The sequence below is a fragment of the Rhizobium leguminosarum genome (assembly GCF_010668065.1).
GTDB classification, from domain to species: Bacteria; Pseudomonadota; Alphaproteobacteria; order Rhizobiales; family Rhizobiaceae; genus Rhizobium; species Rhizobium leguminosarum_S.
Genome location: NZ_WUEN01000005.1, coordinates 77,273 through 89,887 on the forward strand (window position 1 = coordinate 77,273; position 12,615 = coordinate 89,887).

Below are 12,615 nucleotides of genomic sequence, written 5' to 3' on the forward strand. Positions count from 1 at the left end.
CTGGGGAGGAGCAGATGCGGAACGGCTATCATCAGGCCTATGCGGCCTGGAAACGCGATCCCGAAGCCTTCTGGCGCGAAGCGGCCAGTGACATCGACTGGTTCAAGCCGCCAGAGCGGATTTTTTCACCCAATGACGGCGTCTATGGCCGCTGGTTCCCAGACGCCGAAACCAATACATGCCACAATTGCCTGGACCGGCATGTGGCTGCCGGCTGCGGCGGCGAGACAGCTGTCATCTTCGACAGCGCAATGAACGGCGAAAAGCGCCGTTTCACCTATGATGAGGTGCTTCGGGAGGTGATGGCCATCGCAGCAGCGTTGGTCGAGCGAGGCATCGGCAAAGGCGATCGCGTCATCCTTTATATGCCGATGGTGCCGGAGTCGGTCTTTTCGATGCTCGCCTGCGCCCGCATCGGTGCGGTTCACTCCGTCGTTTTCGGCGGGTTTGCCGCCAGCGAACTTGCGGCGCGCATCGACGATTGCGGTGCGAAGCTGGTGATCACCGCGAGCTGCGGGCTCGAGCCCGGTCGCATCGTCGCCTACAAGCCATTGGTCGATCAGGCGATCGAGATCGCGCATTCGAAGCCGAAGCACTGTCTGGTGCTGCAGCGGCCGGAGCTTCGGGCAGATCTCGTCAGCGGTCGAGATCAGGATTTCGAGGTGGCGGTGGCGCAGCATCGTGGCGATGAGATCGCCTGTGTCTCCGTCAAGGCGACCGATCCGCTCTACATCCTCTATACCTCGGGCACGACGGGCCAACCGAAGGGCGTCGTGCGCGACAATGGCGGCCATATGGTCGCGCTCAATTGGTCGATGCGGAATATCTACGGCTTGAAGCCGGGCGAGGTCTTCTGGACGGCTTCGGATATCGGCTGGGTCGTCGGGCATTCCTATATCGTCTATGCCCCGCTGCTATCAGGCGTAACCACTCTGATCTTCGAGGGAAAACCGGTCGGCACTCCGGATGCCGGCACATTCTGGCGCATCGTTTCAGAGTATCAGGTGCGGGTGCTCTTCACGGCGCCGACGGCATTCCGCGCCATCCGGCGGGAGGACGGTGACGGTGAACTGATGCGCCAATATCCCATGCCGGATTTGCGCGCACTGTTTCTGGCCGGCGAGAGGGCGGATCCGGAGACGTTGAAATGGGCCGAGCGCATGCTCGGCATACCCGTCATCGATCATTGGTGGCAGACGGAGACCGGCTGGCCGATCGCCGCAAATCCGCTCGGTCTCGGCGGCCTTCCCGTCAAGCACGGGTCGCCGGCGCTGCCGATGCCCGGCTATGATATTGCGGTGCTCGACGATGCCGGTCATCCGATCGAGGCGGGAACGCTCGGCAATATCGTCGTGAAGCTGCCCCTGCCACCTGGCTGCCTGCCGACCCTCTGGAACGCCGACGAGCGTTTTCGCTCGGCCTATCTCGATGAGTTTCCCGGCTATTACAAGACGGCTGATGCCGGCTATGTCGACGAAGACGGCTATCTCTTCATCATGTCGCGCACCGACGACATCATCAATTGCGCCGGGCATCGGCTCTCGACAGGGGCGATGGAGGAGGTCTGTGCGCGTCATCCCGATGTCGCCGAATGCGCGGTCATCGGCGTGATCGATGCGCTGAAGGGTCAGGCGCCCTGTGGTTTCCTGGTGCTGAAGCGACATGTTTCCCGTGATGCGATGGCGATCGAATCAGAGGTCGTGGCGATGATTCGTGATTCGATCGGACCTGTTGCCGCCTTCAAAACGGCCATCACCGTTAACCGGTTGCCGAAGACACGCTCCGGCAAAATCCTGCGCGGCACCATGCAAAAGATCGCCGACGGCATACCCTGGAAAATGCCTGCAACCATCGATGATCCAACGATTTTAGAGGAAATTGCCGAGGCGCTGCGCGGCCGCGGTTTAGGCTCCCTGCCGATGTGAATTAAACTTTCGGTAAGCCTAATTGAGGAATTGTTAACCATGTTGATGCAAGCATTTGTTAACGGCAATGGCTTGCATAGCAGGCTTTGCATGACGCGGTCGCCGTTACCGGCCTAGTCCGGATTGCCCCTTTCTCAACGATTGTGGAACGGATCATGACAAGCATCCTCACCAACAACGCTGCCATGGCAGCGCTGCAGACTTTGCGCGGCGTAAACGATAGCCTCAAGGACACCCAAGGTCGCGTTTCATCGGGTTATCGTGTCGAAAAGGCGGCTGACAATGCCGCGTATTGGTCGATTGCTACGACCATGCGTTCTGACAACAAGGCGCTTTCGGCCGTCTCCGACGCGCTCGGGCTTGGTGCAGCCAAGGTCGATACCGCCTATTCGGCCATGGATAGCGCGCTCGATGTCGTCAGCGAAATCAAGGCCAAGATCGTCGCCGCCACGGAAAAGGGCGTCGACAAGACGAAGATCCAGCAGGAACTCGACCAGTTTCAGGAGCAGCTGCTCAGCATTGCCCAGTCGGCGTCCTTCTCCGGCGAAAACTGGGTTGCCGGCGCCTCCGGCACGAAGAGCGTCGTTTCGTCCTTCGTGCGTGATGGCAGCAATGCCGTTTCAGTCAAGACGACCGACTACGTGCTCAATTCGGGCACGCTTGGAAACGTGCTTTTCGGCATGACCAGCACCGGTGCGATCGAGACGAGCAGCGGTATCATCGGTACGGCCTTCAACGGAACCTATGGCGGCACCGTCATCGTCATGCCGTCGATATATGCTCTCGACATCACCGGTTTCACCCAGGGTCAGCTTGACGCAGCCTTGGCCGGTATTGAACTGGTTCTTGGCGCCATGACCGCCGCCGGCTCGGCGCTCGGCTCGATCTCGACCCGTATCCAGCTGCAGGAAACGTTTGTCAGCGGCCTTCACGATTCGATCGACTCCGGCGTCGGACGCCTGGTCGATGCCGATATGGAGGAGGAATCGAGCAAGCTCACGGCGTTGCAGACGCAGCAGCAGCTTGCCATCCAGTCGCTTTCGATCGCCAATAGCTCGGCGCAGAACATCCTCACCCTGTTCCGCAGCTAATCGAAACAGGCCATCCGCAACAAAAAACCCCGCCGGTCAGCTCATACCGGCGGGGTTTTTCATGAGATCCATGATGTCTCAGTACTGATCGTCGTCCTCGTCCTTCGGCGCCGAGCGCAGCGAGCTCAGCTTGCGGAAGACGGCATCGGCGTCGATTTCCTTTTCCTTTTCCTCCTCGCGCTCGTAGCTCGGGGTCAGGCGCTCGGTGTCCTGGGCCGATTGCAGCGTCGCGCCAAGCTCGGCGGCGGTCGGCAGCGGACGGCCCTTGGAGGCCTTTTCCACTTCCATGTCGAGATCGATCTGGCTGCAGAGGCCAAGCGTGACCGGATCCATCGGCGCCAGGTTGGCGGAGTTCCAGTGGGTGCGCTCGCGGATTTGCTCGATCGTCGATTTCGTCGTGCCGACGAGGCGGGAAATCTGCGCGTCCTTCAGCTCCGGATGGTTGCGGACGAGCCAGAGAATGGCGTTCGGGCGGTCCTGACGCTTGGAAACCGGCGTATAACGCGGACCGCGGCGCTTGGATTCCGGCACCCGCACCTTCGGTTCGGAAAGCTTCAGCTTGTGGTTCGGATTGGCCTCGGCGCGGGCAATCTCGTCGCGGGAAAGCTGTCCTGTCGAGATCGGGTCGAGGCCCTTGATGCCCTGCGCCGCTTCGCCGTCGGCGATCGCCTTGACTTCGAGCGGATGCAGTTTGCAGAACTGCGCGATCTGATCGAAAGACAGTGCCGTATTGTCGACGAGCCAGATGGCTGTCGCCTTCGGCATGAGCAGTGTTTGAGCCATGGATATAGTCCTTCTATCGTCCGCGCCGGTCGCGGTCCGTGGATTGTCACCACAATGTCCGGGAAATATGGCGCTATATAACCGCACTGTCGCAGAATTGCAATTCTTCCGAAATGAAATGACCTTTGTCTAATTGCCGTGGCGATGCGAACTGCTATGAATTGCCGTGATTTCAAGTCCGGGCCCTTCCTAGCTCAATCGGCCCGTCGCATGTCCCATGAGGAGGAGTTGCATGTCGGAGAAGATCTATCCGGTCACGAAGCCGGTGAAGGCGCGCGCCCTGATCGATAAGGAAAAGTACCTGAAATGGTATGAGGAAAGCGTCGAGAACCCGGACAAGTTCTGGGGCAAGCACGGCAAGCGGATCGACTGGTTCAAGCCCTATACCAAGGTCAAGAACACTTCCTTTACCGGCAAGGTTTCGATCAAGTGGTTCGAGGACGGTCAGACAAACGTCTCCTACAACTGCATCGACCGTCATCTGAAAACGAATGGCGACCAGGTGGCGATCATCTGGGAGGGCGACAACCCCTATATCGACAAGAAGGTCACCTATAACGAGCTCTACGAGCATGTCTGCCGGATGGCGAACGTGTTGAAGAAGCACGGCGTCAAGAAGGGCGATCGCGTCACCATCTATATGCCGATGATCCCGGAATCGGCCTATGCGATGCTCGCCTGCGCCCGCATCGGCGCGGTACATTCGGTCGTCTTCGGCGGTTTCTCGCCCGAGGCGCTGGCCGGGCGCATCGTCGACTGCGAATCCACCTTCGTCATCACTTGCGACGAAGGCCTGCGCGGCGGCAAGCCGGTGCCATTGAAGGACAATACCGATACCGCAATTGACATTGCGGCACGCCAGCACGTGATCGTGGAGAAGGTTCTGGTCGTTCGCCGCACCGGCGGCAAGACCGGATGGGCGCCCGGCCGCGACCTCTGGCATCACCAGGAAATTGCCACGGTGAAGGCGGAATGCCCGCCGGTGAAGATGAAGGCGGAAGATCCGCTCTTCATTCTTTATACGTCAGGCTCGACCGGCAAGCCGAAGGGCGTGCTGCACACGACCGGCGGTTATCTCGTCTATGCGGCGATGACGCATGAATATGTCTTCGATTATCACCACGGCGACGTCTACTGGTGTACGGCCGATGTCGGTTGGGTGACCGGCCACTCCTATATCGTCTATGGGCCGCTGGCGAACTGCGCGACGACGCTGATGTTCGAGGGCGTGCCGAATTTCCCGGACCAGGGGCGTTTCTGGGAAGTCATCGACAAGCACAAGGTCAACATCTTCTATACGGCGCCGACGGCGATCCGCTCGCTGATGGGTGCCGGCGACGACTTCGTCACGCGCTCTTCGCGCTCTTCGCTGCGGCTGCTCGGCACGGTCGGCGAGCCGATCAATCCCGAGGCCTGGGAGTGGTATTACAATGTCGTCGGCGACAAGCGCTGCCCTGTCATCGATACGTGGTGGCAGACGGAAACCGGCGGTCACATGATCACGCCGCTGCCCGGCGCCACCGACCTGAAGCCCGGCTCGGCGACGACCCCGTTCTTCGGCGTCAAGCCGCAGCTGGTCGACAATGAAGGCAAGGTGCTGGAAGGCGCGGCCGACGGCAATCTCTGCATCACCGACAGCTGGCCGGGCCAGATGCGTACGGTCTATGGCGATCACGAGCGCTTTATCCAGACCTATTTTTCCACCTACAAGGGCAAGTATTTCACCGGCGATGGCTGCCGGCGCGATGCGGACGGCTATTACTGGATCACCGGCCGCGTCGACGACGTGCTGAACGTCTCCGGTCACCGGCTCGGCACGGCGGAGGTGGAATCCGCCCTCGTCTCGCACAATCTGGTTTCGGAAGCCGCGGTCGTCGGTTATCCGCATCCGATCAAGGGCCAGGGGATTTATTGCTATGTGACGCTGATGTCCGGTCACGAGGGATCGGATACGCTCCGCCAGGAACTGGTAAAACATGTGCGGGCCGAAATCGGCCCGATCGCCGCACCCGACAAGATCCAGTTTGCGCCCGGCCTGCCGAAGACGCGCTCCGGCAAGATCATGCGCCGTATCCTGCGCAAGATCGCCGAAGACGATTTCGGTGCGCTCGGCGACACTTCGACGCTTGCCGATCCGGCCGTGGTCGACGATCTGATCGCCAACCGGCAAAACAAGGCGACCGCCTGATACGTCGAGCCGCTCCGGCCGCCCCATTTAGGGCTTCCGGAGCGGCTCTCTTGCTTCCGCGTATTCGATGCCTGGTTTGCCGTATCCCTTCACGGGCGAAGCCCTGAAAGAAGATTGCCGGCGAGGTCACTCCCGCTGGATGCGGCTGAAATACCTGTCGGCCAAAATGTCGTTAGCCGGAGTCTTGGTTCCATTCTGCTGCGGCCGAGGAAGCCAACACAAATATTGGCTTAGAAATCGATCGCCCTGCCATTGATTTCGTAATCGCCGAAGCGCGCCGGCTCGGCTCCGCCGCGGCCGCCGATCTCCGGCGGCAGTTCCAGTGGCTTCTGGTTCTTTCGCCGTTCTTCGGCTTCGGCAAGGGCGCGCCTGGCAGCCGGGGGCAGCATCTTGCGCGGCGGCTCCGATCCCTCGGCCGTCGGCGTTTCGCTGTTGTCGTTATCGGCGTCCTGCATGCCGTCTCCTGCCGGAAATATTGAAAATCGCTGATGAATAACCAAATCATAATGCGCCGGTGCCGGGATTGAAAGCTTGTGACGCCGAAATCGGAGATGGAGATCCGCCATGAACCTCGTTCGCACTGCCATGTTGCTTGCCTTCATGACGGCGCTTTTCATGTTTGTCGGCTTCCTGATCGGCGGTCGGGCCGGCATGATGATGGCATTCGTCATTGCCGCCGGCATGAATTTCTTCTCCTACTGGAATTCCGACCGCATGGTGCTTTCGGCCTATCGCGCGCAGGAGGTCGACGAGCGCAACGCGCCGGAATTCTTCCGGATCGTGCGCGATCTCGCCCGCAATGCCGGCCTGCCGATGCCGAAGGTCTATCTCTACGACAGCCCGCAGCCGAATGCCTTTGCCACCGGCCGCAATCCCGCCAATGCCGCCGTCGCCGCCTCGACCGGCCTGCTCAGCGCCTTGTCTGCCGAGGAGGTCGCAGGTGTGATGGCGCATGAACTGGCCCACATTCAGAACCGCGACACGCTGACGATGACGATCACGGCAACGCTTGCCGGCGCGATCTCTATGCTCGGCAACTTCGCCTTCTTCTTCGGCGGCAACCGTGAGAACAACAGCAATCCGCTCGGCTTCGTCGGCGTCATCGTCGCGATGATCGTGGCGCCGCTCGCCGCCATGCTGGTGCAGATGGCGATCAGCCGCACGCGCGAATATTCGGCCGACCGCCGCGGCGCCGAGATCTGCGGCAACCCGCTCTGGCTCGCTTCGGCGCTCGGCAAGATCGCCCGCGGCGCTGCTCACGTGCCGAACGAGGATGCCGAGCGCAACCCGGCGACAGCGCATATGTTCATCATCAATCCGCTCTCCGGCGAGCGCATGGACAATCTGTTTTCCACGCATCCGAACACGGAAAACCGGATTGCCGCGCTGCAGGACATGGCGCAAAGCGGCATGAATGTCTCGACGTCGCCGGCTCGTGCTGCTAATCCGTCGCGCAAATCGCGCTCTGTTCCGGATACGGGTCTTGGTCGCGGTGGTTCGCAACCGCCAAAAGGTCCGTGGTCTTGAATTCAGACGGCACGAAGAAGCCATTCCGCAAGCATAAGCCCTCCACTGAGCGATCTGCTCCGGCAAAGCCAGGTCTGCAGGCCCGGGCCGCGGCGGCAAAAATTCTTGCTGCCGTCGTCGACCGCAAGCTGCCGCTCGACGGCGCTCTCGATCATGAACACGGCAATCCGGCCTATAGGGCGCTCGGCGAAAGCGACCGGGCGCTCGTCCGCGCCATCCTGAACACGACGCTGCGCCATTTGCCGCGCATCGATGCCGCGATTGCCGGGCTGCTGGATTCACCGCTGCCGGAGGGCGCAAGGGCGCTGCATCACGTGCTCGCAATCGGGGCGGCGCAGATTCTCTATCTCGACGTGCCGGATCATTCGGCTGTCGACCTCGCCGTCGAGCAGGCCAATCTGGATCCACGCAATCGCCGTTTTGCCAAGCTGGTCAATGCCATCCTCCGCCGGCTTGGCCGCGAGAAGGAGCAGGTGCTCGACGCCATCGGCAAGGTCGCGCCGATGCCGGCCTGGTTCATTGCCAGGCTGGAAAAGGCCTATGGCCGGGAAACGGCGCTGGCGATTTCGGAATCCCAGCTCGAACCGGCGGCAATCGATCTGACCGTCAAGTCCGACCCCGAAGGCTGGGCGAAGCGGCTGAACGGCGTTGTTTTGCCCACAGGCGGCATTCGTCTCGCCGCCTTCGACGGCGGCATCCCCTCGCTCGAAGGCTTCGACGAGGGCGCGTGGTGGGTGCAGGATGCGGCGGCAAGCATCCCGGCGAAGCTTTTCGGCGATCTCTCGGGCAGGCGTGCCGCCGATCTCTGTGCTGCGCCCGGCGGCAAGACGGTGCAGCTCATCCTTGCCGGCGGCGCGGTCACCGCGCTCGATCAGTCGGAAAGCCGGCTGAGACGGCTGCGCTCGAATCTCGATCGGCTCGGCCTCAAGGCGGAGACGATTGCGGCAGATCTCACGACATTCGAGCCGACTGAGCGTTTCGATGCGATCCTGCTCGATGCCCCTTGCTCTTCCACCGGCACGACACGTCGGCACCCTGACGTGTTGTGGACCAAGGGACCTGAGGATATCGCCAGACTGGCGGCGCTGCAGGAACGGCTGCTGCGTCATGCGCTGACATTGCTGAAGCCGGGCGGCACACTGGTTTTTTCGAATTGTTCGCTCGATCCCGTCGAGGGTGAGGACGTCGTCGCCCGTGTTCTTTCCGATACGGATGCGGTCGAGCGCGTTCCGATCGGCGCCGGTGACTGGCCGGGCCTTGAGACGGCGATCACGCCGCTCGGCGAATTCCGCACGCTTCCCACCATGCTGAAAATGCCTGACGGCATCGGCTCCGGCCTCGACGGCTTTTATGCGGCGGTGCTGCGGCGCCTGGCCTGATTGCAAGGCTTGGGCCTATACGAGGTGTCATAGCCTCGTGTCACGCATGCCGTTCTCCAAAACCGCTCGCATGATTTCAGGTGAAACGCGTCAATGTGCGTATATTCGAACTTTGTCACGAATTAATTCATTGCGGGCGATGAAATCGGCCACTTTTCACCTATTCTTAACCACGAGGGTCAATAGACAATAGAATATGCAGTCCGGTCGGCGTTTTGCGAGCATGTATGTTCGGGAGGCTTGGCGGCGCGCCTTGCGCCGCGTCGCGTTGCTGCGCCTGAAGCTCTTTCGTCATTCGATTAAGGTGCCGGAGCGTCTGATCGTCGCGCCGACCGATCTGCGCAGCATCGATCCGCATGTGGCCGACGAGATCCTCAACGGACGGTTTCTCCTGGCCGGGCGCATGCTGGAAACCAACGAAAAGTCGCCCTTCACCTTCACCCTGCCCTCACGCCCCTTCGCGATCCGTCTTCATAGCTTCGGCTGGCTGCGGCATATGCGGGCGAACAAGACGGAGCGTAGTTCGGCTGCCGCCCGTGCGATCGTCGACAGCTGGCTTTCCATCCATGCCGGTCGCATGGAGGGGATTGCCTGGGAAACCGACGTCACCGCCCAGCGCGTTATCGCCTGGCTGTCGCATTCGCCGGTGGTGCTGCAGAACGCCGACCGAGGCTTTTATCGCCGCTTCATGAAGTCGCTGGCGTTCCAGGTGAGGTTCCTGCACCGGATGGCGCCGTTCACCCTCGGCGGCCTGGAGTTGTTTCGGCTGCGCATCGCGCTGGCCATGGCCTCCGTCGCCATGCCGGCGCGCGCCTCTACGCTCAGAAGGGCGGCGCAGGCGCTCGACCGCGAATTCGATAGCCAGATTCTGCCGGATGGTGGCCATGTGTCGCGCAATCCGCGCGTCGGGCTGGAATTGCTGCTCGATCTGCTGCCGCTCCGGCAGACCTATGTCAATCTCGGCCATGACCTGCCGCAGAAGCTGATCTCCGGCATAGACCGCATTTATCCGGCATTGCGGTTTTTTCGCCATCAGGACGGAGACCTGGCGCTCTTCAACGGGGCGACCTCGACGCTTGCAAATGAGCTGATGTCCGTGCTGCGATATGACGAGACAGCCGGTCAGCCATTCAAGGCTTTGCCGCATTCGCGCTATCAGCGGCTTTCGGGGGGCAAGACGGTGATTATTGCAGATACCGGCACGCCGCCTTCGGGAGGCGCGCTTCGCACCGTGCATGCCGGCAGCCTCTCCTTCGAGATGTCGTCCGGCCGCCATCGCTTCATCGTCAATTCGGGTTCGCCGAAATTTGCCGGGCACCGTTATGTCCAGATGGCGCGCACGACGGCGGCACATTCGACCGTCATCCTCAACGACACCTCGTCCAGCCGTTTTTCGCCCTCGCCCTTCCTGAACCACGCAATCACCGAACCGGTGAGGACAATCACCGTCGAGCGTGCCGAAACCGAAGACGGACGCGACGGCATCAAGCTCAGCCATGACGGTTACCTCAGGGTGTTCGGGGTGCTGCACGAGCGCGAGCTGACACTCAATGCCGCAGGTTCGATCGTGACCGGCCGCGACCGGCTCGCCGTCCGCGAAGGATATGAGAGTGACGAGCCGCTGAAGGCCGTCGCCCGTTTTCATATCCATCCTTCGATCGTCCTGCATCAGAGTGATGGGGAGTCCGTGCTGCTGACGGCGCCGGACGGCGAAAGCTGGCTGTTTTCCGCACCCGGCAATGAAGTGCTGATCGCCGAGGATATCTTCTTTGCCGACAGCTCCGGCATTTGCGGCTCGGACCAGATCGAGATCGATTTCGATCTTGCCGAGAAGACGGAAATCCGCTGGTTTTTGTCCCGCAAAGGCTAGAAGCGGATGATTTTGAGCCGAGCAGCCAAAATCGGGATCGCATCCACAGCAAGGAAGTAGAGTACGATGCCGTCCAAAAATGGCTCGTGCTTTTTGGCGTCATGCGCTGACGCCTGTTTGCGCGGCGGCAAAGCTGTGCTAACGCGGCGCCAGCATGCGAACATCCCTTGCGGATGTCCTCCCGAGGCCCGAACGGAGAAGGTTTCATGGCCGTCATTTCCAAGAAGATCCCCGCCCCCGACAAGGTCGAAATCAAGACCGCGCTCATCTCCGTCTTCGACAAGACCGGGATCGTCGACCTCGCCCACGCCTTGTCTGCCAGAGGTGTGCGCCTGCTTTCGACCGGCGGCACGTTTAAAGCGATTGCCGCTGCCGGTCTTGCCGTCACCGATGTTTCCGAAATCACCGGTTTTCCGGAGATCATGGATGGGCGTGTGAAGACGCTGCATCCGACGGTGCATGGCGGCCTGCTGGCGATCCGTGACGACAGTGAACACCAGGAAGCGATGAAACAGCATGGCATCGAGGGCATCGACCTCGCCGTCATCAACCTCTATCCCTTCGAGCAGGTGCGCGCCGCCGGCGGCGACTATCCGACGACCGTCGAGAATATCGACATCGGCGGTCCGGCGATGATCCGCGCATCGGCCAAGAACCATGCCTATGTGACGACCCTGACCGATCCGGCCGATTATGCCGAGCTGCTGGAGCAGCTTTCCGCAGATGACGGCAAGACGGCCTACGCCTTCCGCCAGCGCATGGCCGCCAAGGCCTATGCCCGTACCGCCGCCTATGATGCAATGATCTCCAACTGGTTCGCCGAGGCGCTGTCGATCGACACGCCGCGCCACCGGGTCATCGGTGGTGCGCTGAAGGAAGAGATGCGTTACGGTGAAAACCCGCACCAGAAGGCCGCATTCTATGTGACCGGCGAGAAGCGTCCGGGTGTTTCGACGGCCGCTCTTCTCCAGGGCAAGCAGCTCTCCTACAACAATATCAACGATACGGATGCCGCCTACGAGCTCGTCGCCGAGTTCCTGCCGGAGAAGGCGCCGGCCTGCGCGATCATCAAGCACGCCAATCCCTGCGGCGTCGCCACCGGATCGAGCCTGGTCGAGGCCTATCGGCGGGCGCTCGCCTGCGATTCCGTTTCCGCCTTTGGCGGCATCATCGCCCTCAACCGGACGCTGGATGCCGAAACTGCCGAAGAGATCGTCAAGCTCTTTACCGAAGTGATTATCGCGCCGGATGTCACGGAGGAGGCAAAGGCGATCGTTGCCCGCAAACCGAACCTGCGACTGTTGTCTGCCGGTGGCCTGCCCGATCCGCGTGTCGCGGGCCTGACGGCAAAGACCGTTTCCGGCGGCCTGCTCGTCCAGAGCCGCGACAACGGCATGGTCGAGGATCTGGAACTCAAGGTCGTCACCAAGCGCGCGCCGACGGCGCAGGAACTGGAAGATATGAAGTTCGCCTTCAAGGTCGGCAAACATGTGAAGTCGAACGCCGTGGTCTATGCCAAGGACGGCCAGACGGCCGGCATCGGCGCCGGCCAGATGAGCCGCGTCGATTCCGCCCGCATCGCTGCGCTGAAGGCCGAAGAGGCCGCCAAGGCGCTTGGCCTCGCCGTGCCGATGACGCATGGCTCGGCGGTTGCCTCCGAAGCTTTCCTGCCTTTTGCCGACGGTCTTCTATCGATGATCGCCGCAGGGGCGACGGCGGTTATTCAGCCGGGCGGCTCGATGCGCGACCAGGAAGTCATCGATGCCGCCAACGAACACGGCGTCGCAATGGTCTTCACCGGCATGCGCCATTTCCGGCACTGATCGGGTGCCGGCGGTGGCCGGCGCCCTTC

9 protein-coding genes are annotated in these 12,615 nt (G+C 61.5%); 7 read left to right on the plus strand and 2 right to left on the minus strand.

The genetic code is table 11. The features are described from left to right. The first annotated feature begins 14 nt into the window (after nucleotides 1–14). Nucleotides 15–1,925 (plus strand): propionyl-CoA synthetase, encoded by a 1,911-nt coding sequence (locus GR198_RS15720; RefSeq protein WP_164069223.1) that lies wholly within the window; start codon nucleotides 15–17, stop codon nucleotides 1,923–1,925. 155 nt (nucleotides 1,926–2,080) lie between these two features. Further along, nucleotides 2,081–3,016 carry a flagellin N-terminal helical domain-containing protein gene (locus GR198_RS15725; RefSeq protein WP_029874623.1) on the plus strand — a complete coding sequence of 312 codons (936 nt, stop codon included), beginning with the start codon at nucleotides 2,081–2,083 and terminating at the stop codon, nucleotides 3,014–3,016. Nucleotides 3,017–3,094: 78 nt separating this feature from the next. On the opposite strand, the gene GR198_RS15730 is transcribed toward GR198_RS15725, so the two are convergent. Continuing rightward, nucleotides 3,095–3,799, minus strand: coding sequence for a DUF1013 domain-containing protein (locus GR198_RS15730; protein ID WP_032984599.1), 705 nt, complete (start codon nucleotides 3,797–3,799; stop codon nucleotides 3,095–3,097). A gap of 232 nt (nucleotides 3,800–4,031) precedes the next feature. Between GR198_RS15730 and acs the strand changes: the two genes are divergently transcribed. Further along, entirely contained in the window at nucleotides 4,032–5,987 is a 1,956-nt protein-coding gene (acs, locus tag GR198_RS15735) for an acetate--CoA ligase (protein ID WP_029874624.1), read from the plus strand. A 230-nt stretch (nucleotides 5,988–6,217) separates the two neighbouring features. Here the strand turns inward: acs and GR198_RS15740 are convergent, their stop codons facing one another. Next, on the minus strand, nucleotides 6,218–6,442 hold the full coding sequence (locus tag GR198_RS15740; RefSeq protein WP_025396485.1) for a DUF1674 domain-containing protein: 225 nt from the start codon (nucleotides 6,440–6,442) through the stop codon (nucleotides 6,218–6,220). A 109-nt stretch (nucleotides 6,443–6,551) separates the two neighbouring features. On the opposite strand from GR198_RS15740, the gene htpX reads away from it, so the two are divergent. From htpX to purH, 4 genes are all read left to right on the plus strand, one after another. Next, the gene (htpX, locus tag GR198_RS15745; RefSeq protein WP_164054635.1) at nucleotides 6,552–7,514 is read left to right on the plus strand and encodes a zinc metalloprotease HtpX; all 963 of its coding nucleotides are present in this window, start codon (nucleotides 6,552–6,554) and stop codon (nucleotides 7,512–7,514) included. Then, the gene (locus tag GR198_RS15750) at nucleotides 7,505–8,893 is read left to right on the plus strand and encodes an RsmB/NOP family class I SAM-dependent RNA methyltransferase (protein WP_164069224.1); all 1,389 of its coding nucleotides are present in this window, start codon (nucleotides 7,505–7,507) and stop codon (nucleotides 8,891–8,893) included. Before htpX ends, GR198_RS15750 begins: the two co-directional genes overlap by 10 nt. 196 nt (nucleotides 8,894–9,089) lie before the next feature. Continuing rightward, complete coding sequence (locus tag GR198_RS15755) at nucleotides 9,090–10,763, plus strand: heparinase II/III family protein (protein WP_029874627.1); 1,674 nt, start codon at nucleotides 9,090–9,092, stop codon at nucleotides 10,761–10,763. Between the two features lie 206 nt (nucleotides 10,764–10,969). Further along, nucleotides 10,970–12,586, plus strand: coding sequence for a bifunctional phosphoribosylaminoimidazolecarboxamide formyltransferase/IMP cyclohydrolase (gene purH, locus GR198_RS15760; protein WP_164069225.1), 1,617 nt, complete (start codon nucleotides 10,970–10,972; stop codon nucleotides 12,584–12,586). The last annotated feature ends 29 nt before the right edge of the window (nucleotides 12,587–12,615 follow it).